General features: G+C 64.8%; 29 protein-coding genes and 1 tRNA gene. 12 read left to right on the top strand and 18 right to left on the bottom strand.

What is annotated here, in order from left to right:
• Positions 1-142: 142 nt before the first annotated feature.
• Together ykgO and N3C64_RS13300 are read right to left on the bottom strand one after the other, a co-directional pair.
• Positions 143-268 carry a type B 50S ribosomal protein L36 gene (gene ykgO, locus N3C64_RS13305; RefSeq protein WP_038074920.1) on the bottom strand — a complete coding sequence of 42 codons (126 nt, stop codon included), beginning with the start codon at positions 266-268 and terminating at the stop codon, positions 143-145.
• A gap of 62 nt (positions 269-330) precedes the next feature.
• A tRNA-Val gene (locus N3C64_RS13300) sits at positions 331-405 on the bottom strand.
• Positions 406-566: 161 nt separating this feature from the next.
• Here N3C64_RS13300 and N3C64_RS13295 point away from each other — a divergent pair.
• A complete protein-coding gene (locus N3C64_RS13295) occupies positions 567-1,424 on the top strand; it encodes an N-formylglutamate amidohydrolase (RefSeq protein WP_260014833.1) in 858 nt (285 codons plus the stop codon).
• Here the strand turns inward: N3C64_RS13295 and N3C64_RS13290 are convergent, their stop codons facing one another.
• Positions 1,425-2,690 (bottom strand): DNA polymerase IV, encoded by a 1,266-nt coding sequence (locus N3C64_RS13290; protein WP_260014832.1) that lies wholly within the window; start codon positions 2,688-2,690, stop codon positions 1,425-1,427.
• A gap of 147 nt (positions 2,691-2,837) precedes the next feature.
• A complete protein-coding gene (gene clpB, locus N3C64_RS13285) occupies positions 2,838-5,453 on the bottom strand; it encodes an ATP-dependent chaperone ClpB (RefSeq protein WP_260014831.1) in 2,616 nt (871 codons plus the stop codon).
• Between the two features lie 222 nt (positions 5,454-5,675).
• Here clpB and pyrF point away from each other — a divergent pair, with 222 nt between their 5' ends.
• Positions 5,676-6,386, top strand: a complete 711-nt coding sequence (pyrF, locus tag N3C64_RS13280; protein ID WP_260014830.1) for an orotidine-5'-phosphate decarboxylase — start codon at positions 5,676-5,678, stop codon at positions 6,384-6,386.
• Between the two features lie 45 nt (positions 6,387-6,431).
• Here the strand turns inward: pyrF and N3C64_RS13275 are convergent, their stop codons facing one another.
• The 7 genes from N3C64_RS13275 to def (N3C64_RS13245) form a co-directional block, all read right to left on the bottom strand.
• On the bottom strand, positions 6,432-6,704 hold the full coding sequence (locus N3C64_RS13275) for an NfeD family protein (RefSeq protein WP_218630475.1): 273 nt from the start codon (positions 6,702-6,704) through the stop codon (positions 6,432-6,434).
• A complete protein-coding gene (locus tag N3C64_RS13270) occupies positions 6,704-7,585 on the bottom strand; it encodes an SPFH domain-containing protein (protein ID WP_260014829.1) in 882 nt (293 codons plus the stop codon). Before N3C64_RS13270 ends, N3C64_RS13275 begins: the two co-directional genes overlap by 1 nt.
• A gap of 62 nt (positions 7,586-7,647) precedes the next feature.
• The gene (locus tag N3C64_RS13265; protein WP_218630477.1) at positions 7,648-7,800 is read right to left on the bottom strand and encodes a hypothetical protein; all 153 of its coding nucleotides are present in this window, start codon (positions 7,798-7,800) and stop codon (positions 7,648-7,650) included.
• A complete protein-coding gene (locus N3C64_RS13260) occupies positions 7,800-8,036 on the bottom strand; it encodes a GlsB/YeaQ/YmgE family stress response membrane protein (protein ID WP_260014828.1) in 237 nt (78 codons plus the stop codon). The genes N3C64_RS13265 and N3C64_RS13260 overlap by 1 nt, the downstream gene beginning before the upstream one ends.
• A gap of 89 nt (positions 8,037-8,125) precedes the next feature.
• Positions 8,126-9,019 carry a methionyl-tRNA formyltransferase gene (gene fmt / locus N3C64_RS13255; RefSeq protein ID WP_260014827.1) on the bottom strand — a complete coding sequence of 298 codons (894 nt, stop codon included), beginning with the start codon at positions 9,017-9,019 and terminating at the stop codon, positions 8,126-8,128.
• A gap of 3 nt (positions 9,020-9,022) precedes the next feature.
• Complete coding sequence (gene def / locus N3C64_RS13250) at positions 9,023-9,523, bottom strand: peptide deformylase (protein WP_260014826.1); 501 nt, start codon at positions 9,521-9,523, stop codon at positions 9,023-9,025.
• Positions 9,523-10,056 carry a peptide deformylase gene (def, locus tag N3C64_RS13245; RefSeq protein ID WP_218630481.1) on the bottom strand — a complete coding sequence of 178 codons (534 nt, stop codon included), beginning with the start codon at positions 10,054-10,056 and terminating at the stop codon, positions 9,523-9,525. Before def (N3C64_RS13245) ends, def (N3C64_RS13250) begins: the two co-directional genes overlap by 1 nt.
• Positions 10,057-10,230: 174 nt before the next feature.
• Between def (N3C64_RS13245) and N3C64_RS13240 the strand changes: the two genes are divergently transcribed.
• Positions 10,231-11,439, top strand: a complete 1,209-nt coding sequence (locus N3C64_RS13240) for a MalY/PatB family protein (RefSeq protein WP_260014825.1) — start codon at positions 10,231-10,233, stop codon at positions 11,437-11,439.
• Entirely contained in the window at positions 11,439-11,969 is a 531-nt protein-coding gene (locus N3C64_RS13235) for a L,D-transpeptidase family protein (RefSeq protein ID WP_218630483.1), read from the top strand. Before N3C64_RS13240 ends, N3C64_RS13235 begins: the two co-directional genes overlap by 1 nt.
• Positions 11,970-11,973: 4 nt before the next feature.
• Here N3C64_RS13235 and N3C64_RS13230 read toward each other — a convergent pair whose 3' ends face one another.
• Complete coding sequence (locus N3C64_RS13230; protein ID WP_218630484.1) at positions 11,974-12,321, bottom strand: hypothetical protein; 348 nt, start codon at positions 12,319-12,321, stop codon at positions 11,974-11,976.
• A gap of 174 nt (positions 12,322-12,495) precedes the next feature.
• On the opposite strand from N3C64_RS13230, the gene N3C64_RS13225 reads away from it, so the two are divergent.
• The 3 genes from N3C64_RS13225 (at position 12,496) to N3C64_RS13215 (ending at position 15,108) form a co-directional block, all read left to right on the top strand.
• Complete coding sequence (locus N3C64_RS13225) at positions 12,496-13,662, top strand: lytic murein transglycosylase (RefSeq protein ID WP_260014824.1); 1,167 nt, start codon at positions 12,496-12,498, stop codon at positions 13,660-13,662.
• A 110-nt stretch (positions 13,663-13,772) separates the two neighbouring features.
• Complete coding sequence (locus tag N3C64_RS13220; protein ID WP_260014823.1) at positions 13,773-14,513, top strand: MlaA family lipoprotein; 741 nt, start codon at positions 13,773-13,775, stop codon at positions 14,511-14,513.
• A complete protein-coding gene (locus N3C64_RS13215; RefSeq protein WP_236021177.1) occupies positions 14,503-15,108 on the top strand; it encodes an MlaC/ttg2D family ABC transporter substrate-binding protein in 606 nt (201 codons plus the stop codon). Before N3C64_RS13220 ends, N3C64_RS13215 begins: the two co-directional genes overlap by 11 nt.
• 6 nt (positions 15,109-15,114) lie before the next feature.
• On the opposite strand, the gene N3C64_RS13210 is transcribed toward N3C64_RS13215, so the two are convergent.
• Positions 15,115-17,301: a transglycosylase domain-containing protein gene (locus tag N3C64_RS13210; protein WP_260014822.1), complete on the bottom strand. Its 2,187-nt coding sequence runs from the start codon at positions 17,299-17,301 to the stop codon at positions 15,115-15,117.
• Between the two features lie 71 nt (positions 17,302-17,372).
• Positions 17,373-17,579, bottom strand: coding sequence for a hypothetical protein (locus N3C64_RS13205; RefSeq protein WP_260014821.1), 207 nt, complete (start codon positions 17,577-17,579; stop codon positions 17,373-17,375).
• Between N3C64_RS13205 and N3C64_RS13200 the strand changes: the two genes are divergently transcribed.
• Entirely contained in the window at positions 17,566-17,904 is a 339-nt protein-coding gene (locus N3C64_RS13200; protein ID WP_218630490.1) for a P-II family nitrogen regulator, read from the top strand. The genes N3C64_RS13205 and N3C64_RS13200 overlap by 14 nt on opposite strands.
• 24 nt (positions 17,905-17,928) lie before the next feature.
• A complete protein-coding gene (locus tag N3C64_RS13195; protein ID WP_260014820.1) occupies positions 17,929-19,284 on the top strand; it encodes an ammonium transporter in 1,356 nt (451 codons plus the stop codon).
• A 200-nt stretch (positions 19,285-19,484) separates the two neighbouring features.
• Here the strand turns inward: N3C64_RS13195 and N3C64_RS13190 are convergent, their stop codons facing one another.
• From N3C64_RS13190 to smpB, 3 genes are all read right to left on the bottom strand, one after another.
• Positions 19,485-20,666: an amino acid aminotransferase gene (locus tag N3C64_RS13190; protein ID WP_260014819.1), complete on the bottom strand. Its 1,182-nt coding sequence runs from the start codon at positions 20,664-20,666 to the stop codon at positions 19,485-19,487.
• Positions 20,666-21,523 carry a 3-mercaptopyruvate sulfurtransferase gene (gene sseA, locus N3C64_RS13185; protein WP_260014818.1) on the bottom strand — a complete coding sequence of 286 codons (858 nt, stop codon included), beginning with the start codon at positions 21,521-21,523 and terminating at the stop codon, positions 20,666-20,668. The genes N3C64_RS13190 and sseA overlap by 1 nt, the downstream gene beginning before the upstream one ends.
• A gap of 104 nt (positions 21,524-21,627) precedes the next feature.
• Positions 21,628-22,101 (bottom strand): SsrA-binding protein SmpB, encoded by a 474-nt coding sequence (gene smpB / locus N3C64_RS13180; RefSeq protein ID WP_218630493.1) that lies wholly within the window; start codon positions 22,099-22,101, stop codon positions 21,628-21,630.
• 104 nt (positions 22,102-22,205) lie between these two features.
• On the opposite strand from smpB, the gene N3C64_RS13175 reads away from it, so the two are divergent.
• A complete protein-coding gene (locus N3C64_RS13175) occupies positions 22,206-22,655 on the top strand; it encodes an ion channel (RefSeq protein WP_218630494.1) in 450 nt (149 codons plus the stop codon).
• Between the two features lie 2 nt (positions 22,656-22,657).
• On the opposite strand, the gene N3C64_RS13170 is transcribed toward N3C64_RS13175, so the two are convergent.
• Positions 22,658-23,107, bottom strand: a complete 450-nt coding sequence (locus N3C64_RS13170; protein ID WP_218630495.1) for a DUF302 domain-containing protein — start codon at positions 23,105-23,107, stop codon at positions 22,658-22,660.
• 153 nt (positions 23,108-23,260) lie between these two features.
• Here N3C64_RS13170 and msrP point away from each other — a divergent pair, with 153 nt between their 5' ends.
• Together msrP and msrQ are read left to right on the top strand one after the other, a co-directional pair.
• A complete protein-coding gene (gene msrP, locus N3C64_RS13165) occupies positions 23,261-24,184 on the top strand; it encodes a protein-methionine-sulfoxide reductase catalytic subunit MsrP (protein ID WP_260014817.1) in 924 nt (307 codons plus the stop codon).
• Positions 24,184-24,789 (top strand): protein-methionine-sulfoxide reductase heme-binding subunit MsrQ, encoded by a 606-nt coding sequence (gene msrQ / locus N3C64_RS13160; RefSeq protein ID WP_260014816.1) that lies wholly within the window; start codon positions 24,184-24,186, stop codon positions 24,787-24,789. Before msrP ends, msrQ begins: the two co-directional genes overlap by 1 nt.
• Positions 24,790-25,003: the final 214 nt, after the last annotated feature.

Below are 25,003 nucleotides of genomic sequence, written 5' to 3'. Positions count from 1 at the left end.
CGCTCACCCCCGAGGTATTTTCTCCAAGAAGAATGGGCATGGGCGCGAACCCTTGATCGGGTGCGGCGTTGCTTTGCGTCCAGCATGGAAAAGGCCGCGCGGGTTGCCCCTGCGCGGCCTTGAAATTCCGTGGCTCTGCGCCTCAGCCCTGACGGGCCTTGAAGCGCTTCTGCGTCTTGTTGATCACGTAGACGCGGCCTTTACGGCGCACGACCTGGCAATCGCGGTGACGCTGCTTGAGCGAGCGGAGCGAGTTACGGACCTTCATTGGCCATCTCCTTTTCGCGGCGCGCGTGCGCCTTAAGCTTAAACCCCCGAGGGAGCGGCGAATGGTGGGCGGTACTGGGATCGAACCAGTGACCACTACGATGTCAACGTAGTGCTCTACCGCTGAGCTAACCGCCCACAGCCTAAGTGATTCTGCCGCTGCATCCCTTTCAGATGAAAAGGACGCGGGGCGGAACCGCGTCGGTCTGCGGGTCTATAAAAGGAGTCGGGGCGGCTTGCAAGAGGGTTTTGGCGGGAAATCAATTCGGTGTAGGCTGCTCAGGTAACGAGGAGAGACGATGCCAGAAACGCTGCCCTATCGGCTGACGCGGCCCGCGCGACTGACGACCTCGGTCATCTTCGCGTCGCCGCATTCCGGGCGCGACTATCCGCAGGCGTTGCTTGAGCGCACGGGGCTCGACGAGGCCAGACTACGTTCCTCCGAGGATGCATTTGTCGAGGATCTGCTGCAGCGCGCGCCGCAGGAGGGTGCCGCGCTTCTGGCGGCGCGTTTGCCGCGCGCCTGGGTCGATCTGAATCGGGCGGCGGATGAGTTGGACCCTGCGCTGATCGAAGGGCTGGGGCGGCGCGCGCCGGTCTCGCCGCGTGTGGCGGCGGGGCTTGGGGTGATTCCGCGGGTGGTGGCAAGCGGGCGGGCGATTTATGCAGGCAAGATTAGCTGTGCAGAGGCGCAGGCGCGAATCGATGCGGTCTGGCGCCCCTATCACGCGGCGCTTGCGGAACTGATCGAGGAGGTGCGTGGCCAGTTCGGGCGCGCGATCCTGATCGACATGCATTCGATGCCGAGTGAGGCGCTGGATGCCTTCGGTGTGCAGCGCCCCGATATCGTTCTGGGCGATCGCCACGGCAACACGGCGCGGGCGAGTACGGTTGCGGCGGTCGAGGCTGTGCTGCGTGGGCTGGGGTTGCGGGTGGCGCGCAACCGCCCCTTTGCGGGCGCCTATATTGCGCAGCGCTATGGGCGGCCCGCTGAGGGTGTGGAGGTCATCCAGCTGGAGATCTGCCGCAGCCTTTACATGGATGAGCGGCTGGTGCGCCGTGCGCCGCAGTTCGATGCCTTCGCCGGGGTGATGGGGCGTGCGGTCGCACAGATCGCGGAACTGGGCCGGGCGCAGGGGCGCATCGCGGCCGAGTGATCAGTCCTCCCCGCGCAGGCTGCGGCCCGTGCGGATCGCGTCGCTGCCGAATTTCGCGCGGATCTTGTCAGTGGCGCGTTCGGCGCCTGCGCGGGCGCGGGCCTGCGGGTCTAGTAGATCGCCTACCGGGTCGCGGCCGCTGGCGGTGGTGAGGTCGGAATAGCCTATGCCGATCAGCCGGAAGGGACCGCGTTCGGGCAGAGCGTCGAGGAGGCGGGTGCCTTCGCGATAGAGCGTGTCGGCGAGTTGCGAGGGTTCCTCAAGCTGCATCTGGCGCGAGAGGGCCGAGAAATCGGCGCGGCGCAGCTTGAGCGTGACGGTGCGGCCCTCAAGCCCCTTGGCCTTCATCCGCGCGGCGGCTTTCTCGGCCATGATCCAGAGCTGGGTCTTGAGCTCTTCGCGGTCCTCGATGTCCTGCGCGAAGGTGGTTTCGTTCGAGACGGATTTGATCGGCTCATTGGGGTTCACGCGGCGGTGGTCCTCGCCATGGGCGAGGTGCCATAGGCGCGTGCCTTGGGTGCCGAAGCGGCGCAGCATCTGATCGCGGCCGGTGCGGCGGATGTCGGCCAGGGTGCGCAGGCCCGCGCGGCCGAGTGCGACGCGGGTGGCGGCGCCAACGCCCCAGAGCAGCGAGACCGGCTTGTCGCGCAGGAAGCCTTCCGTCTCGGCGCGGCCGATCACGGAAAAGCCGCGCGGTTTGTCGAGGTCGGAGGCGATCTTGGCGAGGAACTTGTTATGCGAAAGGCCCACCGAGGCGGTGACGCCGATCTCGGTCTCGATCTGCCGGGCGAGGCGGGCCATCAGGAGCGCGGGCGGGGCGTTGTGGAGGCGCTCGGTGCCGGTGAGGTCTAGGAATGCCTCGTCGAGCGAGAGGGGTTCAATGAGCGGGGTGAGCGCGGCCATGAGTGCGCGGATGCGGGCCGAGACCTCGGCGTAATGTGCCATGCGCGGGCGGAGGACCACGGCCTCGGGGCAGAGTTTGAGGGCCTGGAACATGGGCATGGCCGAACGCACGCCCGAGATGCGGGCGACATAGCAGCAGGTAGAGACGACGCCGCGCGTGCCGCCGCCGACGATGACCGGGCGGGAGGAGAGCGCGGGGTTGTCGCGCTTCTCGACCGAGGCATAGAAGCTGTCGCAGTCGATATGCGCGATGGGGAGCGAGAAGAGCTCGGGGTGCGAAAGGATGCGCGGGCGGCCGCAGCGCGGGCAGCGTGCGGGGGCGGTGTCGAAAGTGGTGAGACAATCGCGGCAAAGGGCGGGCATGGGGCACCGAGGTTTGCCCCATTCTAGCGCCTTGGCGGGGCCGGAGCGAGGGGGCGCTGCCCCCTCTTTCGCCCGGGCGGGCGAAATTCACCCCCGAGGTATTTGACCCAAGAAGAAGGGAAGGGGGCCGGAGCCCCCTTCGCCGGATCAGTTCAGAATGGCATCGGCCGGGGCGCGGCGGGACGAGGCCGAGACCTTGCCTCCGACCACGAGGCCGTTTTCATTGGCGGTGATCGTGACGGTGGCGCCGTCAAGAATTTCACCGCCCAGGATGAGTTCGGCCAGCGGGTCTTGCAGCGAGCGCTGGATCACCCGTTTGAGCGGGCGCGCGCCATAGACCGGGTCGTAGCCTTCGTCGGCGAGCCACATCTTGGCGGCCTCATCAAGCGCGAGCGCGATCTTGCGTTGCGCGAGGCGCTTTTCGAGCCGGGCGAGCTGGATTGCGACGATGCCGTCCATGTTGCCACGGGTCAGGCGGTCGAAGATCACCATTTCATCGAGGCGGTTCAGGAACTCGGGGCGGAAATGGGCCCGTACTGCCTCCATAACCTCGGCCTTGGCCTGATCGCTGGACGAGCCCTCGGGCAGGATGCTGAGCGCATGGCTGCCGAGGTTCGAGGTCAGCACGATCAGCGTCTGCTTGAAGTCCACCGTGCGGCCCTGGCCATCGGTCAGCACGCCATCGTCGAGCACCTGAAGGAGCACGTTGAAGACGTCAGGGTGGGCCTTTTCGACCTCGTCGAAGAGCACGACCTGATAGGGGCGACGGCGCACGGCCTCGGTCAGCACGCCGCCCTCATCGTAGCCGACATAGCCGGGCGGGGCGCCGATCAGCCGGGCGACGGAGTGTTTCTCCATGAACTCGGACATGTCGATGCGCACCATCGCGGTGTCGTCGTCGAAGAGGTATTCGGCGACGGCCTTGGTCAGTTCGGTCTTGCCGACGCCGGTCGGGCCGAGGAACAGGAAGGAACCGAGCGGGCGGTTTTCGTCGTTCAGACCCGCGCGGGCGCGGCGCACGGCGTTCGACACGGCGGTGATCGCCGTATCCTGGCCGATGACGCGCTTGTGCAGCTCCTCTTCCATCTTCAGCAGCTTTTCGCGCTCGCCCTCAAGCATCTTCGAGGTCGGGATGCCGGTCCAGCGTTCCACCACCTCGGCGATCTGTTCGGGGCGCACGGCCTCTTCGACCATCTGGCCGTCTTCCTTGCCTTCGGCTTCCGAGAGGCGTTTTTCCAGCTCGGGGATGGTGCCGTATTGCAGCTCGCCCGCCTTGGCGAAGTTGCCTTCGCGTTTGGCCTGGTCAAGCTGGGCGCGGGCATGGTCGAGCTTTTCCTTGACGTCGCGCGAGGCTTCGAGCGCGTCGCGCTCGGCCTGCCATTTGGCGGTCATCGCGGCGGCGCGCTGTTGCAGCTCGGCCAGATCCTTCTCGAGTTTTTCGAGACGGTCCTTGGAGGCCACGTCATCCTCGCGCTTGAGGGCCTCGGCCTCGATCTGCATTTGCAGGATCTGGCGGTCGAGGGCGTCAAGCTCTTCGGGTTTGCTGTCCACTTCCATGCGCAGGCGGCTTGCGGCCTCATCCACGAGGTCGATCGCCTTGTCGGGCAGGAAGCGGTCGGTGATGTAGCGATGCGAAAGCGTCGCAGCCGCCACCAGCGCCGAGTCGGAGATGCGAACGCCGTGGTGCAGTTCATATTTCTCCTTGATGCCGCGCAGGATCGAGATCGTGTCCTCGACGGTCGGTTCCTCGACCATCACCGGCTGGAAGCGCCGCGCAAGGGCCGCGTCTTTCTCGACATATTTGCGGTATTCATCGAGCGTGGTCGCGCCGACGCAATGCAGCTCACCACGCGCAAGCGCCGGTTTGATCAGGTTCGCGGCGTCCATTGCGCCCTCGGATTTGCCCGCGCCCACCAGCGTGTGCATTTCGTCGATGAAAAGGATGATCTCGCCTGCGGCGGCCTCGATCTCCTTCAGGATTGCCTTGAGGCGCTCCTCGAATTCACCGCGGTATTTCGCCCCGGCGATCAGCGCGCCCATGTCGAGCGCCAGCAGCTTCTTGTTGCGCAGGCTTTCGGGCACGTCGCCGTTGATGATGCGCAGGGCAAGCCCCTCGGCGATGGCGGTTTTACCCACGCCGGGCTCGCCGATCAGGACGGGGTTGTTCTTGGTGCGGCGCGACAGCACCTGCATGGTGCGGCGGATCTCGTCGTCGCGGCCGATGATCGGGTCGATCTTGCCCTCTTCGGCGGCCTCAGTGAGGTCGCGGGCATATTTCTTGAGCGCGTCATAGCCCTCTTCGGCCGAGGCGGAGTCGGCCGTGCGGCCCTTGCGCAGATCGTTGATCGCGGTGTTGAGTTTTTGCGCGGTAACCGCGCCCGCATCCAGCGCGTCCTTGGCCTTGGTGTTGACCACGGCCAGCGCCATCAGCACCCGCTCGACCGGCACGAAGCTGTCGCCCGCCTTCTTGGCGATTTTCTCGGCCTCATCAAGCACACGCACCAGCGATTGCTCGACATAGACCTGACCGTCGCCGCCCGAGACCTTGGGCAGCTTCGAGACGAACAGATCGACGCTTTCCTGCACGCGCTTGGGTTCGCCCCCTGCGCGGCGGATGAGGTTGGCCGACAGCCCCTCTTCGTCATCCATGAGTGCCTTGAGCAGATGTTCGGGAACCACGCGCTGGTGTCCCTCGCGCATCGCGATGGTCTGGGCTGCCTGCAGGAAACCACGCGACCGTTCCGTGAACTTTTCCATGTTCATCGGGTATCTCCTTTCCTAAAGCCCCCGGTCCTTGAGGCGCCCAATTCTGGCGCGCCCCGCTCCGGGTCTTGAGACTGAGTTGGTTTTTGCGCGGCACCGGTTCAAGGGGGTGCGACCGGGTGTGCGGCAAAAAGTTGGCCCGGCGCGCGGGCGGCTTTTTCTTGACCGGCGCGCGGTTCGGGCGCAAAAGGCCACCGTTTGCCCTTCCCCCGGAGAATTGCCATGACCCAGATGCTGCCCGCCGACGACCGGCTGATTGTCGCCCTTGATGTGCCGAACGCCCTTGCCGGGTTGGAGCTGGCCAAGGCGCTTGGTGACAGCGTGTCGTTCTACAAGATCGGTCTGGGGATGCTGACGGGCGGGGGGTTGGCGCTGGCCAACGAACTCAAGCTCGAACTCGGCAAGAAGATCTTCCTCGACATGAAATTCTTCGACATCTGCGCGACGGTCGAGAAGGCCGTGAAGGGCATCGCGCAATACGATCTGGATTTCCTGACGGTGCATGGCGACCCCTATGTGGTGAAGGCCGCCAAAGAGGGCGCGTCGGGCAAGAACCTCAAGATCCTGGCGGTGACGATCCTGACCTCGCTCGACCGCAGCGATCTGGACGGGGCGCTGATCAAGCAAGGCGAGATCGCCGATCTGGTGACCGAACGCGCCGCGCGCGCGTTCGAGGCCGGGGCGGATGGCGTGATCGCTTCGCCGCGTGAGGCGGCGGTGATCCGCGCGCTGCCGCAGGCAGCGGGCAAGCTGATCGTGACGCCGGGCGTGCGCCCCGCGGGTGCGGCGCTCGGTGACCAGAAGCGGGTCGAGACGCCGGCGACGGCGCTGGCCGCCGGGGCCGATCATCTGGTGGTGGGTCGCCCGATCTGGGATGCGCCCGATCCGGTGGCCGCCGCGCAGGCGATCTTGTCAGAGATCCGCGCAGTCTGAATCAAGAACGGCGGCCCGAGGGCCGCCGTTTCTTCTTTCGCTGCATCAGTTCTCGTTGATGTCGCGATCCCAGATCTTGTTCTGGCCGCTGCGCACCCCGGCGATGCGCCGCGCGATCAGCCAGGCGGGCACGGCAGTGGCCGCCATCACGAGCAGCAATGCCGGCAGGCTGGAACCCATGAGGTCGAGCCAGACCAGAAAGCCCACAACCAGCGCGCCGATCGCGAAACCCAGCAGGAAGAAGCCGGGGATCAGCATCTCAAGCGCGCCCAGAACGACCCCGGCAGCGACCCAGAACCAGGCTTGTTGCCACAGCATCACGATTTCCCCTTCATCAGCGTGAACGCATTGGTGAAGGCCTCTAGCGCGGCGGCGGGCAGGATTACGGTCTGCTTGCCATTGCCGCTGGCGACCTCAGAGATTGCCTCGACTTGCTTGAGTGCGACCTGATACTGCGCGGCCTCAAGTCCGTTCTTGGCGATGGCCTCGGCGATGACGCCGGTAGCAAAAGCCTCTGCCTCGGCCAGAATGCGGCGGGCCTTGGCCTGTTGCTCGGCGGCGTAAAGCTCGCCGTCGGCATGCAGCTCGACCGCGCGCTTGCGGCCCTCCGCCTCGGTCACCTGGGCGCGACGGGCGCGTTCGGAGTTAAGCTGCTGCAGCATCGCGGCGCGGGTGGCCTCATCTAGGTTCACGTCGAGGATCTCGGCGCGGGTGACCTCGATCCCCCAGTCATCGACGACGTTGGCGAGGTTGTCCTGGATCGTGCCGATCAACCCCGCGCGGTTCGACTGCACGGTGTCCAGTTCCATCTTGCCGATCTCCGAGCGCACAATGCCCGCCACGGTGGTGGCGATGGCCGCGTCCACGTCGCGAATGCGGTAGACGGTCTTTTCCGGCTCGGTGATGCGGTAGAAGACCGAGGTTTCGACCTGCACCAGCACGTTGTCGGCGGTGATCGCATCCTGCCGCGTCGAGGGCAGCTGGCGTTCAAGGATCGAGATGCGATGCGCGACCCGGTCAAGGAAGGGGACGATGAAGTTGATGCCCGGCCCCAGAACGGCGCGCAACCGGCCGAAACGCTCGACCACGTGCTTTTCGGATTGCGGAACGATGCGGACGCCCAGAAATACCGCGAGGGCAATAAAGCCGGCAAGCGCCAGAAGTACGATATTGCCGCCGCTGATGGTCTCAAGTGGCATGGACTATGTCTCCCTCAAAATTCGCCCGGGATTATGCGGGCGCAGCAAAACTCTGAAAAGGCCTATTTCGCGGGCAGCAGCTTCACCCCCACCAGCGCCAGAACGGCCAGCACCGCCCAGCCACCGGGGCGGCTGATCAGCCAGATCGAGATGGCGATGATCCAGAGCACAAGGCGCGAGGCGCCGAGCCCGAGGATCGCAAGAAAGGCGGGCATCAGCGCGCCACGTAACGGCGCCAGAGCCAGATCAGCGCCATCGCCCCCAGCACAGCGCCCGCAAAGCCTGACATCCAGCCGGTGACCATCAGCAAGAAGCGCAGTGTCAGCCCGCCGATCAGCGCGCCGAAGATCCCGATCGCGATGGTCGTCGGGATATCGGTTTCCAGTTTCATGACGCGCGTGGCGATAAAGCCCGCCGCCGCGCCGATGATGATGAGAGCGATGATGTTCATGGGCGCCTCCGTTGGTCCGATCAATATGGGGCAGGGAGGGCCGCACGAAAAGGGGAGCGGGGGTCAGGATTTCCCCCGTTCCGGGCCGCTCAGAGCCGCGCGGGCAGGCTCAGACCCTTGAGAACCTCGGCCGCGGGCATCGGACGCTTGCCCTCGCGCTGCGCATCGAGCACCTCAAGCGCGTCTTGGCCGCAGGCGACGGTGAAGCCGCCCAGAACCTCACCCGGCGAGCCTTGGCCTGTGGTCGGTGCGGCGCGCAGGATCTTGACCCGCTCGCCCGCGATCTCGCACCAGGCGCCGGGGAAGGGCGAAAGGCCGTTGATCTGCCGCACCAGCTCGGACGCGGGGCGGGACCAGTCGATCCGAGCCTCGGCCTTGTCGATCTTCGACGCGTAGGTCACGCCCGCCTCGGGCTGCGGTTCGGGCGTCAAGGTCTCAAGGCGATCCAGTGCCTCAAGGATCATCCGCGCGCCCATGGTCGAAAGGCGATCATGCAGCGCGCCGGTGGTTTCGGTCTCGCCAATCGGCGTGGCCTCGCGCAGCAGGACCGGGCCGGTGTCGAGGCCCGCCTCCATCTGCATGATGCAGATGCCGGTCTCGGCGTCGCCCGCCATGATCGCGCGATGGATCGGCGCGGCTCCGCGCCAGCGCGGCAAGAGCGAGGCATGGATATTCAGGCAGCCACGGCGCGGCGCGTCCAGCACCGCCTGCGGCAGGATCAGCCCATAGGCCACGACGACGGCCACATCTGCGTGCAGCGCGGCGAAAGCGGCGCGGTCTTCCTCAGCCTTGAAGTTCAGCGGCGTGCGCACCGCGATGCCAAGCGCCTCGGCGCGGGCATGGACGGGCGAGGGGCGTTCCTTCTTACCCCGGCCCGCCGGGCGCGGAGGCTGCGAATAGACGGCGACAACCTCATGTTCGGCCGCCAGCGCCTCAAGCACGGGAACCGAGAAATCGGGAGTGCCCATGAAGATCACGCGCATGGCTTACCTTTTCGAAAGCTTGGCCGACTTCTGCACCAGCATCTTGCGCCGCAGGGGCGAGAGGTGATCGACAAAGGTCTTGCCGTTCAGATGGTCGATCTGGTGCTGCACCGAGGTTGCCCAGAGGCCGACGAAATCGCGGTCTTCGATCTCGCCCTGGTAGTTGAGGAAGCGCACGGTGACGGCACGGGGGCGCTCGATCGTGGCGAAGATGCCGGGCAGGTTGGGGCTGGCCTCATCATGGCGGCGCATCTGCACCGAGGCATGCAGCACCTCGGGGTTGGCCATACGCACGGCCTGGCCGCGCTTGTCCGAGGCATCGACGACGGCCAGACGCATCATGATGCCGATCTGCGGCGCGGCAAGGCCGACACCGGGCATCGCCTCCATCGTCTCGATCATGTCGTCCCAGATCATCCGCACGGTCTCGGTGATCTGCTCAACCGGTTCTGCGGCGGTGTGCAGGCGCTTGTCCTCGTAGGGGATGAAGGGGCGGACGGCCATCAGGCTTCCTTCACGCCGCGCGCCCGCTCGCGCTTGAGCTTTTCCATCTTGCGCGTGATCATCGAGCGCTTCATCGCGCCCAGATAGTCGATGAAGAGCTTGCCGTTGAGATGGTCGTTTTCATGCTGCGCGCAGGTTGCCCAGAGGCCGTCGAACTGTTCCTCGTGCATCTGCCCGTCAAGGCCCAGCCAGCGCATCCGCACCTCTTTCGGGCGGGTGACCTCGGCATATTGCTCGGGGATCGACAGGCAGCCTTCCTCATAGACGTTGGTCTCTTCCGAGGTCCAGGTGATCTCGGGGTTGATCAGCACCATGGGCTGCGGCGCGGCGGTGTTGTCCTTGACGCAATCCATCACGAAAACCCGCTTGAGCACGCCCACCTGCGGCGCGGCAAGGCCCACGCCGGGCGCGTCATACATGGTGGCCAGCATGTCGTCGGCAAGCTTGCGAATCTCGTCGTCCACGCAGGCGACGGGGTCGCAAAGCTTCTTGAGCCTCGGGTCGGGATGGATCAGGATCGGGCGAATGGTCATAGCCCGTGATTTAGGCGATGGGCGCCCATGGTGCAATGGTCGGGTTCGGATGGAATGATTTTCCATCATGGCTGGTGATATAGGAACAAAGTTCCAATAATTTATGATGCATTGGGAGGGTGTGCTATATTACCTAGCAAATCAGGAAAATCTTGCCTCTGGAAAGGTGGAGACATGAACCAGGCCCCGAATCGTGCCGCCCTGACGGCCGCCCCGAATTTCGACGAAGTGATCGACCGGGTGGGCACCCATTCGTCCAAATGGGACGGAATGCAAGGCATCTACGGCGTCAGCCCGCGCGAAGGGATCGCGATGTGGGTCGCCGACATGGACTTTCGCCCCCCCGCCTGCGTGCAGCGCGCGCTTGAGGGCATGACGGCGCACGGGGTCTATGGCTACTGGGGCGACAACCGCGCCTATCATGCCGCGATCCAGTGGTGGATGGCCAACCGCCACGGCTGGCATGTCGAGCCGGAGTGGATCTTTACCACCCATGGCCTCGTGAACGGCACCGCGCTTTGCGTCGATGCCTTCACCGCGCAGGGCGATGGGGTGGTGCTGATGACCCCGGTCTATCACGCCTTTGCACGCGTCATTCGCGCCGCCGGGCGCACCGTGGTGGAATGCCCGCTCAAGCGCGTCGATGGCCGCTACGAGATGGATTTCGACGCCTGGGACGCGCAGATGGACGGCTCGGCCAAGATGATGATCCTGTGCTCGCCGCATAACCCCGGTGGCCGGGTCTGGACCGAGGATGAGCTGCGCGCCGCCGCCGATTTCGCACGCCGCCACAACCTCGTGCTGGTCTCGGACGAGATCCACCATGACCTGGTGATGCCGGGCGGGCGCAAGCATATCCCGATGGCCGTGGTCGAGCCCGACATGCCGCTGGTGATGATGACCGCCACCACCAAGACCTTCAACATCGCGGGCGGTCTGACGGGCAATGTCATCATCGCCGACCCCGAACTGCGCAAGCGGTTCGGCGCGCGCATGATGGCGATGGGGATTTCGCCCAACAGCTTTGGTCTGGCGATGGCCACGGCGGCCTATTCGCCCGAGGGTGCGGCCTGGGTCGATGCGCTGCTGGCCTATATCGACGGCAATCGCAAGATCTTCGATGCTGGCGTGAACGCGATCCCTGGCCTGCGCTCGATGCCGCTTGAGGCGACCTATCTCGCCTGGGTTGATTTCGCCGATACCGGGATGGAACCGGCCGAGTTCATCGCGCGGGTTGAGAAAGATGCGAAGATCGCCGCCAACCATGGCGTCACCTTCGGTCTGGGCGGCGAGAATTTCCTGCGCTTCAACCTGGCGACGCCGCGCGCCCGTGTCGAAGAGGCCGTGGCGCGGCTGAAAGACGCCTTCGCCGACTTGCAGTGATGCTGCGGCGGCTGGCGCGGATCTTTTCAGCGTTCACGCTGGCGGTGTTATTGGCGGGCGTGGTGGCGATTGTGCTGCCGCGCCCGCAGCCGCCTTTGCCGCCGCTTGCGGGACCGGTCAGCCGTATTGTCGTTGAAAAGGCCGCGCGCCGGATGACGGTCTATACCGGCGATCAGGTGGCGCGGGTCTATCGCATTCGACTCGGCTTCGCGCCTGAGGGCGACAAGCTGCGCGAGGGCGACGGGCGCACACCCGAGGGCGTCTTCCGTATCGACCGGCGCAATGGCTCCAGCGCCTATCACCTGTCACTGGGCATCGACTACCCGCAGAAAGAAGACCGCGCCCGCGCCGCAGCGGCCGGGGTCGATCCGGGGGGCGATATCTTCTTTCACGGTCAGCCCAACATCCTGCCGCGCGGTATAACGCTTGGCCATGACTGGACGGCCGGTTGCATCGCGCTGGCCGATGCCGAGATCGAGGAGCTGTTCGCAGCAACCCCCGTGGGTGCGCGCGTCGAGATCCTGCCCTGAGCCCTCAGGCCGAGGGCAGATATCCAACCGGCGCATCGTCGGGGCGCACGAAATCCAGCGGCGCGCGGTCGGCCACCGGGGTTTCGCGCTTGACCGTGCAGATCAGCTCATCCCCGTCGATGTCCGAGGCCACGATCAGCGCGCTGGCGATATGCCGCCCGCCTTCGTACAGCTCGACATGCCCGCGCAGATGGGTCACCCGCGTCGCATCGAGCGCAAAGCCGCCACGCCAGCGGCGCAGCACCGGCAGCACCTCGTCGCCGGTGTGAATGCGCAAACGCGATTTGCGGCCCCCCTCGGGCCGGTAGGCGGCACGCAGAGCCGCCACGAGATCTTTCGGCAGAAACTCCATCTCCCCCTCCTACGACGAATCCCCCTAGGGGACATCCTGCGCCTGACTGTATAAAAATCAAGTTTATCAAAAGTATGACGCTGAGATCGGGGTGATGCGGGGTCTGAGCGCAACGCTGTTGCGATGCTGCCGCGCAGCGACTAGCCTTGAGCCATTCGACTACCGGAGGATTTCATGCGTCCCTTTGTTGCGGCCCTGATCTGGGGCCTTTGCCTGCCTTTACCCGTGGCCGCGCAATGCGGGGGCGATTTCGGCACCTTCGTGCAGGGCCTCAAGGCCGAGATCCGCGCTCAGGGGCTGAGCGAGGCGCAGGCGGACGCTTTTCTGCGTGGTGTGCGCCAGGATGCGCGCGTTCTGAAAGCCGATCGTGCGCAGGGCGTTTTTCGCAAGAATTTCATTGAGTTCTCACAATCTCTGATCAGCCAGAACCGACTGACGAACGGGGCGAAGAACAGCCAGAAGTACAAGGCGGTCTTCGACCGGATCGAGCGCGAATATGGCGTGTCACGCGGGGTGCTACTGGCGTTCTGGGCGCTTGAAACCGATTACGGCGCGGTGCAGGGCGATTTCAACACACGCGATGCGCTGGTCACGCTGGCCCATGATTGCCGCCGCCCCGAGTTGTTCCGGCCGCAGGTTCTGGCGGCCGCAGAGTTGTTCCGGCGCGGCGATTTCGACCCGCAGCGCACTATCGGTGCCTGGGCGGGCGAGATCGGGCAGGTGCAGATGCTGCCCGAAGATATCCTGCGCAACGGGGTCGATGGCGATGGCGACGGGCATGTAACGCTCAAGACCTCGGCGCCTGATGCACTGATGTCGGGGGCGCGGATGCTACGCGATCTGGGTTGGCGCAAGGGTGAGCCCTGGATGCAGGAGATCGTGGTGCCCGAGGGGCTCGACTGGTCGAAGACGGGAATGAAAGTCGCGCTCGATACATCCGAATGGGCGCGCATGGGTGTCAAGGCGCGCGCAGGCGCGCTGGCGTCGGGCAAGGGATCGGTGCTGCTTCCGATGGGGCGCAAGGGGCCGGCCTTTATGGTCTACCCGAATTTTCAGGTGTTGTTCGAGTGGAACAAGAGCTTCGTCTACGTCACCACCGCAGCCTATTTCGCGACGCGACTGGAGGGCGCCGCTCGATTCGATCCGGGCCGCCCCGAGGCTGGCCTGAGTGCCGAGCAGATGAAGGTCTTGCAGCAAAAGCTGGCTGCGCGCGGTCATGATGTCGGTGCGATCGACGGTATTCTGGGGGCCCGCACGCGCGACGCCGTGCAGCGCGAACAGACGCGCCTGGGGCTGCCCGCCGATGCCTGGCCGACTGCGGCGCTATTGTCTCGGTTGTGACGCTGGCACGCCTTGTTTCCGCCTATGCATAGACCTAACTTTAGAGGATAAGTTGAATTGGACTCCCGGCATTTGAATATTGACCGGCGGCGGCCGGGATGGGGGGTGAGATGCAGTTGCTGACCTTGCAGACCGGGGCGTTGGCCATGTGCGTCGTGCTGGCGGGCTGTGGCGGGACACCGCCGCATGAGGGTGAGTTCTGGGACCCCCATGAAGAGCAGAATCGCTCCACGCATGAGTTCAACAAGAAGCTCGACCGTGTTTTCGTGACGGCCATCAAGCCGATCGTGTTGCCCGAGCCGGTCTTCGACGGTTTGGCCAATGCGTCGCGCAACCTCGGATTGCCCAGCAAGGCGGTCAACTCGGTGCTACAGGGGCGCGCGGAACCGGCGGTCGAGAACAGTCTGCGCTTCGTGATCAACTCCACCATCGGGATCGGCGGTCTGTTCGACCCGGCGGGCGCTGTCTTCGGCCTGCACGAGACAGATACCGATTTCGGCGAGACGCTCTATGTCTGGGGCTGGAGCGAGGGCGCCTATGTCGTGCTGCCGGTTGTTGGTGCCTCGACCGAGCGCGATGCGATCGGCTGGCTCGTCGACTTCGTCCTCGACCCGGTGAACGTGGCATTCGAAGGGCAGGACGCCGTTGCCGTCACCGGCGTGCGGATCGCGGGCAAGATCGCGAATCGCAAGCGCTTTGGCGACACGGTGGATTCGGTGCTGCATGAAAGCGCCGATAGCTACGCCCAGACCCGGCTGCTTTACCTGCAAAGCCGCCGCTACCAGCTTTCCGGCAGGGAGGAAAACGATGCAGATGCCTATGACCCCTATGAGGACCCCTATGCGGAATGAACCGACCCGCCGCAGCCTGCTGGCGTTTGGCGTCGCGGGGGTTGCCGCCCTTGCGCTGCCCGCCCCGGCGCTGGCGCTGAACGATGCCGAGGCGAGCGCGCTGATCCAGCGCGCGGTCAACGATGTGAACGCGGCGATTGCCTCGGGCAAGAGCGGCGCGGCGCTTTACGCGGATTTCGAGAAGATCTTCACCCGTTACGCCGATGTGCCGGTCATCGCGCGCTCGGCGCTTGGAACGGCCGCGCGCTCGGCCAGTTCGGCGCAGATGTCGGCCTTCACCACCGCCTTCCGGGGGTATCTGTCGCGCAAGTATGGCAAGCGCTTCCGCGAGTTCTTCGGCTCTCGCTTCGAGGTGCAAGGCGCGCGGGCGGTCAAGACCTTCTACGAGGTCAAGACCATTGCCTATATGCCGGGTCAGGCGCCGTTCGAGGTGCTCTGGCATGTCTCGGACAAGTCGGGGCGCGATCTGTTCTTCAACCTCATCATCGAAGGGGTGAACATGCTGGCCTCCGAGCGCACCGAGATCGGCGCCATGCTTGATCGGCGCCGGGGTGATATCGACGCGCTGATTGCGGATCTCAAGACTGCTGGCTGAGCCCGCTTAGTAAAGCGAGCGCAGCAGATTCTCGATGGCCTGACCAAGGGTTTCGTTGCGGTCGGGCTGGGTGCTGCGGCGAACGAGCTCGCCGTTGATCACGGGCACGCCGCCCTCGGGGATCGGGTCGCCCGAAGACCAGACCTGACCGCCACTGTTGCGCCACTCGGACGGGTCCGCCATCGGCAGGGGCCGCGCGGGCAGGCCGTCTTCGACCCGCACCATGACCTCGCGCCAGATATCGGCAGGCAGGCCGCCCCCGGTCACGCCCGACAGCGGGCGGTTGTCGTCATAGCCCATCCAGACCCCGGTCACGTAATCGGCGGTGAAGCCGATGAACCAGGCGTCGCGCGCGGCCTGGGTGGTGCCGGTCTTGCCTGCGATCTGGCGCCCCTCGATCCGGGCGCGGCGGCCGGTGCCCTGCTCGATACCCTGATGCATCATCCACATCAGCTCGCGCGCGGCTCTTTCCGAGATCACCCGCTCGCCCATACCGCCGCCCGCGCCGAAAAGCGGCTCGGCATCGCCCTTGATGCGCAGCTCGTTCATGCCGAAGGGCTCAACCGAGCTGCCACCGTTCAGGATGCCCGCGAAGGCACCCGTCATCTCAAGCAGGGTGGATTCGGAAACGCCCAGCACAACGGCGGGGCCGGGGGCCAGATCCGAGGCAAAGCCGAAATCCGACGCGACCTTGCGCACCTGGTCAAAGCTGACCTCAAGCCCCACGCGCACCGTGGAGGTGTTGATCGAATGTGCCAGCGCCATCCAAAGCGGGATCGGCCCCAGGAATTCCTTGGTGTAGTTCTGTGGCGACCAGTGGCCCGATCCGCGCACGTTCACCGTCAGCGGGCCGTCCAGAACGGTCGTATCGGGCGTCATGCCCATGTCGAGACCAGCCGCATAGACGAAGGGTTTGAAGGTCGAGCCGGTCTGCCGCTTGGCCTGCGTTGCGCGGTTGAACGCGCCCGACACTTTCGTGGCTCGCCCGCCCACCATTGCGCGCACCGCGCCGTCTGCCGACATGACGACAATCGCGGCCTCGGCCTCGGAGCCTTCCTTGACCTTGGTTTCGAAGACGGATTTCAGCGCCTCTTCCGCCGCGCTCTGGATGCGCTGGTCGAGCGTGGTGTGGATGATCACGTCCTCGGTCGTATCCTTCGACAGGAAGTCGGGCGTCGTATCCATCACCCAGTCGGCAAAATAGCCGCCCGCGCGGGCCTGTGCGGCCTCGGACAGCGTTGCCGGGTTGGCGCGTGCGGCCTGCCATTCGCCGTCATCCAGGTAACCCTGCTCATGCATCAGCGCCAAAACCATACCCGCGCGCTCTTGCGAGCGGGTCAGATTGGTCGTGGGCGCATAGCGCGAGGGTGCCTTGAGCAGCCCTGCCAGCATCGCGGCCTGCTGCGGGTTCACATTCGCCGCCGAGATGCCGAAATAACGCTGCGCCGCGGCTTCGAAGCCGCGCGCCCCCGCGCCCAGATAGGCGCGGTTGAGGTAGATCGTCAGGATCTCCTCCTTGGAATATTTGACCTCCATCGCCAGTGCGTAGGGGATCTCCTTGATCTTGCGCTTGATCCCGCCCGAGCGGCAGTCGTCCTCATAGGCGGCCTCGGTCTTCCAGATCGCGGGGTCGTATTCGACGCCGAGGCAGAGCAGTTTCGCGACCTGCTGGGTGATGGTCGAGCCGCCGTTACCCTCAAGCGGGCCGCGCCCCTCGGACAGGTTGATCTTGATCGCGGAGGCGATGCCGCGCGGGCTGACGCCGAAATGGCGATAGAAGCGTCGGTCCTCGGTCGCGATGACGGCGTTCTTGAGATGCGGCGAGACGTTCTCGGCCGTGATCTGGCCGCCGAAGGTTTCGCCACGCCAGGCAAAGACCTGGTTGTTGCGGTCGAGCATGGTGACCGAGCCGCGATAACGCCCGTCGAGCAGCGCCGAGACGTCGGGCAGGCCAGCGTAGAAGTAGAAGGTGGCAAGGCCGACGACCATCGCAACCAGGGCTCCGGCGCGCCAGGTCATGCCCCAGATCGCGCGCCAGATCAGATGCAGGAGCCCCATGATCGGGCCGCGCTTGTGCGGTGCGCGCGGAGCCCTGCGGCGCTTGGCGGCTTTCTTGGGCGCAGCGGGCTGCGCCGCCGCTTTGTAGCGCTTGTCTGCCACCAACGGCCCCTGCCGCCCACCTGTTCCTGCCATTGCCGTGATCCGATGCCTGCCGTTTTTCGGGACACTACACGCTCTGCCTCGGCTTGTGGAGCAACAAGAGATCACGATTCGGTTTGCTTGGCGCCCAAAAAACGGGCGATGCGCACAATTTGTGCAGATAGGAGCGGCTTCAGGCTGTTTTGACGTGTTTCTGCGGGCGCGATTTCTTGTGCTGCAGATGCATATTCGCGCTTTTGAAGGGCATGGATGCCCTGCGTGGCATCGAAAGTTGCTGACAAAGGGAAGGGCGAACCAGTGAAACTGATCATTGCAGCAATCAAGCCGTTCAAGCTCGAGGAGGTGCGCGAGGCGCTCACTTCGATCGGCGTGCGCGGAATGATGGTGACCGAAATCAAGGGCTTTGGGGCGCAGTCGGGCCACACCGAGATCTATCGCGGTGCGGAATATGCTGTGAACTTCGTTCCCAAGGTCAAGCTCGAGATCGTCGTGGCCGACGCTCTGGCTGACGAAGTTGTCGACACGATCCTCAAGGCGGCGAAGACCGACAAGATCGGCGACGGCAAGATCTTCATTCTCGACGTCAACCAGGCGGTCCGCGTCCGCACCGGCGAAGCCGGCGATGACGCGCTCTAAGTAAAGCTCAGGGGAAGTGAATCAATGAAAAACCTCTCGAAAATCACGGGCCTGACGGCAGCGGCGCTGCTGGCTGCCCTGCCCGCCTTCGCGCAGGAAACCACGGCCGTCGCAGAAGCAGCCGTCGAGGCCGCTGCTCCGGTCGTGGACAAGGGCGACGTGGCCTGGATGATGACCTCGTCGCTGCTGGTGCTGTTCATGATCGTGCCGGGCCTCGCGCTGTTCTATGGCGGCCTCGTGCGCACCAAGAACATGCTGTCGGTGCTGATGCAGTGCACCATGATCGCCGCCGTGGCGATGGTGGTCTGGATCCTCTATGGCTATTCCTTCGCCTTCGGGGGCGGCACTTCGCCGTTCTGGGGCGGCCTGGGCAAGCTGTTCCTGTCCGGCGTGACGATCGACTCGGTCGCGGCGACCTTCTCGGATGGCTATGTGCTGCCTGAGTATGTCTTCATCGCGTTCCAGATGACCTTTGCCGCCATTACCCCGGCGCTTGTCGTCGGTGCTTTTGCAGAGCGCATCAAGTTCTCGGCGGTGATGCTGTTCACGGTGATGTGGCTGACCGTCGTCTACTTCCCGATCGCCCATATGGTCTGGGACGGCGCCGGCCTGATCTTCAACTGGAGCGCCATCGACTTTGCCGGCGGTACGGTCGTGCATATCAACGCTGGTGTCGCGGCCCTGGTCGCAGCCATCGTGATCGGCCCGCGGGTTGGCTTTGGCAAGGACATGATGGCTCCGCACTCGATGACGTTGACCATGGTTGGCGCGGCGATGCTGTGGGTTGGCTGGTTCGGCTTCAACGCCGGTTCGAACCTCGAAGCGACCGCCGGTGCGACGCTTGCCATGATCAACACCTTTGTCTGCACCGCCGCAGCGATCGTCAGCTGGGCTGCCATCGAAGCGATCTTCCGCGGCAAGGCCTCCGGGCTGGGTGCGGCGTCGGGTCTGGTCGCTGGTCTGGTTGCCATCACCCCTGCCTGCGGCACCACCGGCCCTGTCGGTGCGATCGTTCTGGGCCTGATGGTTTCGCCGGTCTGCTACTTCTTCGTGACCTCGGTGAAGTCGAAGTTCGGCTACGACGACTCGCTCGACGTGTTCGGTGTGCACGGCGTGGGTGGCATCGTCGGCGCGATCATGACCGGCGTGCTCTGCGCCCCGGCTCTGGGTGGCACGGGTTTCGTGGTCGAAGCTGGCACCATGGGGGCTCAGGTCGCGGCGCAGATCAAGGGTGTCGCCGTGACCATCGTGTGGTCGGGTGTTGCCTCGCTGGTGCTGCTCTACATCACCAAGTCGATTACCGGGCTGCGCGTCTCGACCGATGACGAGCGTCAGGGCCTCGACCTCTCGGCCCATGGCGAAAGCGCCTACCACTCGTAATCCGCAACACGTAAAAAATGAGAAGGCCCGGGGGTATCCGGGCCTTTTTGCGTTTCCCCCCCGACCTCCTCCACGGCGGACCCCAAAGGTATGGGGACAGCGCTTTGAGCATGCGGATTGCATTGCTGATGAGGACCGCAATGAAAAACGCGGGGGCGTTGCGGCCCCCGCGTTTCTTGTCGTTTCAATCCCTTGGCGGATCAGACGCCGGCGTCGATGATCGCGCGGGCCAGAAGCGGCACGGTCTTGGCGTTCAGGCCCGCGATATTCAGGCGCGAGTCGCCGACCATGTAGATGGCGTTGTCGAGGCGCATCTTCTCGACCTGCTCGGGGCTGGCGCCGATGCGCGAGAACATGCCGCGGTGCTGTGCCACGAAGTCGAACCGGTCCGAGTTCGACAGCTGGCGCAGCTCAGCCGCCAGCGCCTCGCGCAGGCCGAGCATACCGTTGCGAACCTCTTCGAGTTCGGCCTCCCAATCGGCACGCAGCGCCGGGTCGGTCAGCACCATGGTCACCAGGCGCGCGCCGTGATCGGGGGCGAACGAGTAGGTCTGGCGGTTCAGATAGGCCAGCGTGCCCTGCGTGACCTCTTTCGATGCGGCGTCGGACAGGACCATCAGGCAGCCGGTGCGCTCGCGGTAGATACCGAAGTTTTTCGAGCAGGAAGCCGCGATCATCACCTCGGGCAGGCGCGACGCGATCAGGCGGGTGCCCGCGGCGTCGGCCTCAAGCCCGTCGCCGAAGCCCTGATAGGCGAGGTCAATCATCGGGATCGCGCCCTTGGCCACGAGCAGGTCGGCGACGACGCCCCACTGCTCGATCGTCAGGTTGGCCCCGGTCGGGTTGTGGCAGCAGCCGTGCAGCAGGACAACATCGCCCGCCTTCACGCCCTCCAGGTCCGCCATCATCGCGTCGAAATCGACCGAGCGCGAAGCCGCGTCGAAGTAGCGATAGAGTTTGTAGTCCTGCTTCATGAAGGACAGGATCGACAGGTGGTTCGGCCAGGTCGGGTCCGACACCCAGATGGTGACATCCGGGTTGGCCATGCGCGCAAGCTCAAAGCCCATGCGGCAGGCGCCGGTGCCGCCCACGGTTTGCAGCGCGGAAAGACGATCCTGCGGATAGTCGGCGCCAAGCACCATGCCCGCCATCGCGGCGTGGAACTCGGGTTCGCCTGCCAGCGCGGTATAGGTCTTGGTGGTTTCCTTGTCCCAAAGCTGCTTCTCGGCGGCCTTGATCGCACGCATCACCGGCGTGCGGCCCTCGGCGTCCTTGTAGACACCGACGCCGAGATCGACCTTGTCCGTCCGGGGGTCGGCGCGGAACATGCCCATCAGCGCCAGGATCTTGTCCGGCGCCTGCGGCTTGAGAGAGTTGAACATCATGCTTCTCCGGTTGCGACCTTGAGGTCGTTATACATGCCCCACTCGGCCCAGGCCCCGTCATAGACCGACCAGTTGCGGTGGCCCAGACGTTCCAGCGCCAGCGCAAGGATCGCCGCATTCACGCCCGAGCCGCAGCTGCAGATCGCGGGCTTCGACAGATTGACCTTGGCGGCCTCGAAGGCGGCGCGCAGATCATCGGGGGATTTGAGCGTATTCGCCGGGGTCAGCAGATCCATCCACTGGACGTTCTTCGAGCCGGGAATATGGCCCTGGCGCAGGCCGGGGCGGGGTTCGGGATCGACGCCGATGAAGCGGCCATGGGCGCGCGCGTCGATGATCTCGTAATCGCCCAGCTTCGAGGCATGGGCGACCTGCGTGACGTCCTTGATCAGGCTGGCCTGACGCTGGACGGTGATGTGGCGATCGCGCATGACCGGGGGCAGATCCTCGATCTCGCGGCCCTCGGCCTGCCATTTCGGCAGACCGCCGTCGAGCACGGCGACATCGGTCTTGCCCATCAGGCGGAAGGTCCACCACACGCGGGGCGCCGAGAACACGCCCGCCTGATCATAGACCACGACCTGATGGCCGTCGCCGATGCCCATGGCCCGCATCCGCGAGACGAACTTCTCGACCGGAGGCGCCATATGCGGCAGTTCCGAGCGCGAATCGGCGATCTCGTCGATGTCGAAGAACCGCGCGCCGGGAATATGCGCGGCGTCATAGCCGGCCTTGGCATTGCGCGGATCGGTCGGCAGGAACCATGTGGCGTCAATAATCCGCAGATCCGGGTCGTGCAGATGTGCCTCGAGCCAGTCCGTGGAAACAAGGGTTTTAGGATCATCCATCGCCATTGCGCGCCCTCCGTTTGCTTCAACGTCCTTAGCCTCAGAGGGCCAAGGGAGGCAAGAGTTCTGGGCGGTCCGAGAGCGAAAAGCGGCCCGCAACTGTCTCTGGGTCAGCTATGCTGCTTGAGCAGGCGCTGTTTTTGCCGATTCCAGTCGCGCTTGGCCTCGGTTTCGCGCTTGTCGGCCACCTTCTTGCCCTTGGCGATGCCCAGGAGCAGCTTCACCCGCCCCTTGTCGTTGAAATACATCTTGAGCGGCACGATGGTCATCCCCTCGCGCCCGATTGCCTGCCACAGTCGCGACAGCTCGCGCTTGGAGACCAGCAGCTTGCGGTGGCGGCGCTCTTCGTGGCCGAAGACGCCCGCCTCCTTATAGGCGGCGATGTAGGAGTTGATCAGCCACAGCTCGCTATTCTCGACCGAGGCATAGCTTTCGGCGATGTTCGACTGTCCGGTGCGCAGCGATTTCACCTCGGAGCCGGTCAGCACGATGCCCGCCTCGAGCGTGTCCTCGACGGCATAGTGGTAACGCGCCTGCCGGTTTTCGGCGATCAGCTTGGAATTGGGATCGGACTTCTGGGCCATGGTCACACCGAGATAGGGCAGGGCAGGGCATCTGTCCAGTGCGACAGCGCGGACCTTGACCGCCGCGCCCCGCAACGTATAGGCGCGATTCAGGGAGAGATCGCATGTTTCTGCAGCTGTTCATCGGGTCGGTCATCATGGTGATGACCGTGATCATCGCCGCTCTCAGCGCCTGGGGGATGGAGTGGGCTTTTGCGCGCTCGCGTCCCTGGTTGCTGCGCGAGCCGCACCGGCCCAAGCTCATCCTGGTGGTGCTGGTCACCGCGCTTTGGGCGCTGGCCATGGTAACGGCGGGGGTCTGGCTCTGGGCCTTCTGTTTCCGCGCGCTCGGGATCTTCATCACCATGGAGGCCGCGGTCTATTTCGCGCTCGTGTCCTACACGACGCTTGGCTACGGCGACATCCTGCTGACCCATGAATGGCGCATCCTCGGGGGGATGGCGGCGGCCAATGGTCTGCTGAACATCGGCCTGCTGACGGCGCTTCTGGTCGAGGCGCTGCGTCAGGTGCGCCTGAGCCAGTTGCAGGCGCACCTTAAACGAGGCGAGGGTTGAGCTTACGGATCGAGCATCAGCGCCTCGGCGACGATGCCGCCGAGCATCTCCTCGACCATGTCCATCTCGCCCTCGGGGTAGTCCCGGAAACCCACGGTGATCACGCCGGGGCGCTCGGGGGTTTCATAGACGAAGATGTTGTAGGGGCAGAACTGCACATTCGTCGGATCGATCTCCATCACCGCGCGCGACACTTTGGCCGAGCAGAACGAGAACACATCGGCGGCGGTGAAGATCACCTTGTCCGAGCCGACATCGGCGCGCGTGCGCTCCAGCATCGCGCCGGTATGGCTGACGTGATCGACCACAAGGCCTGCGCCGATGATCGCGTTCTCGACCGCGAAGGCGACGCTGCCGAAATCGTCCTCGACGTCCCAGCTATGGGCATCTTGCGCCTGCGCGGCCCCCGCGAGGGCACAGGCCGCGACGGCGGCCAGTATCGGGTGTTTCATGATTTCTCCCTTTTCCCTGCCGCTGCGGCGGCTTTCGTATTCCATTTTTAATATATTTAAGCGCCGTGGGAAGAGGTAACAATCGCGCTAGCTGTGTAACGGCGGGCCTGTTGGGAACGTATTCCTTTTATAGTCCCGACAGGAGGAGTTCCGATGGCACATGAACGCGCGAAGCTGAGCTGGTCCGATGTGACCCCCAAGGCCCAATTCCTGCAGCGCAGGACGCTGCTGGCGGGGATCGGGGCAAGTGCGGTGCTCGGCGCGCTACCCGCGCAGGCCAAGATCGCGGCGCGACCCTCGGCCTATTCGACCGATGCCACGCCCAATACCTTCGAAGAGATCACCACCTATAATAACTTCTACGAGTTCGGTTGGGACAAGACTGACCCGGCCCGCCATGCGGGCAAGCTGCGCACCGATCCCTGGTCGGTCGAGATCGCCGGACTGGTCGAGCGCCCCGGCAGCTATGCGCTCGATGACATCCTGAAGAACGTGACCCTGGAAGAGCGGATCTACCGGCTGCGCTGCGTCGAGGCCTGGTCCATGGTGATCCCGTGGATCGGTTTCCCGCTGGCCGACCTGCTGAACCGCGCGGGCGTGCAGCCCGGTGCGAAATATGTGGCGTTCGAGACCTTGCTGCGCCCCGAGGAAATGCCCGGCCAGCGCGGCGGCGGGATCGACTGGCCCTATGTCGAGGGGCTACGCCTCGACGAGGCGATGCATCCGCTCACGATACTTGCCTCGGGGCTATATGGCGAAGAGCTGCCCAAGCAGAACGGCGCCCCGCTGCGACTGGTCGTGCCGTGGAAGTATGGCTTCAAGTCGATCAAGAGCATCGTCAGGATCACCCTGACCGATGCGATGCCGCGCACCACATGGAAAGCCCTGCAACCGCGCGAATACGGTTTCTACGCCAATGTGAACCCGGAGGTGGATCACCCCCGCTGGTCGCAGGCGACCGAGCGCCGGATCGGTGCGGGCCTCTTTGCCAAGCGCGAGCCGACGCTGATGTTCAACGGCTATGCCGATGAGGTCGCCGGCCTCTATGCCGGGATGGACCTGAGGGTGAACTATTGATGATGGCCGCAACGGTGAATGGCAGTCTGCGCAGGGTCTCGCCCGGCTGGATCTATCTGGCGGGGCTGATCCCTCTGGCTTGGATCGTCTGGCTTGGCCTGTCGAACGGGTTGGGCGTTGATCCGGTCAAGGAGATCGAGCACCGACTGGGCAAGGTGGCGCTGTGGTTCCTGATGGGCGGGCTGGCCATCACCCCCGCGCGCCGGTTTTTCGGTTTGAACCTGATCCGCTATCGCCGCGCGATCGGCCTGATCGCCTTCTTTTATCTCTGCCTGCACCTGACCGCCTGGGTTGTGCTCGATATGACGCTGTTGTGGGAGCAGGCCCTGCGCGATCTGGTCAAACGCCCCTATCTTTATCTTGGCCTCACCGGGTTTGCCGCGCTGATCCCGCTGGCGCTGACCTCGAACAATCGGTCCGTGCGCAAGCTGGGACGTAACTGGCGACGCCTGCACTGGCTGGTGTACCCGGCCGTGGGGCTGGGGGTGGTTCACTATCTGATGCAGATGAAGGTCGTCACGGCCGAGGGATGGGCCTGGGCCGCCGCTTTCACGGCGCTGATGGTGGCGCGAGTCGCCGCCCGGGCCTTGCCGACTCGCCGCTGATACCCCGATTCCGGCCCTCAGGCCCCTTGGGGGAGGGGGGGCGTACGGGCTGCGGATGACCCGAGCCATCTGACCCGGCTTTTTCTTTTCCCAACGAAACAAGGGATTTTTGTGATTTGAGAGAGAAAAGTTTGTGATTTTTGAAAAAGGGCCTTGCGGAGGTTGTCGGTGATCCGTAAATAGCCCCTCACCGACGCGGCAGACGCTGCAACGG

The organism is Sedimentimonas flavescens (assembly GCF_025154035.1).
Classification (GTDB): Bacteria; Pseudomonadota; Alphaproteobacteria; order Rhodobacterales; family Rhodobacteraceae; genus Rhodobacter; species Rhodobacter flavescens.
This window is presented reverse-complemented; position numbering and strand designations above follow the sequence as displayed.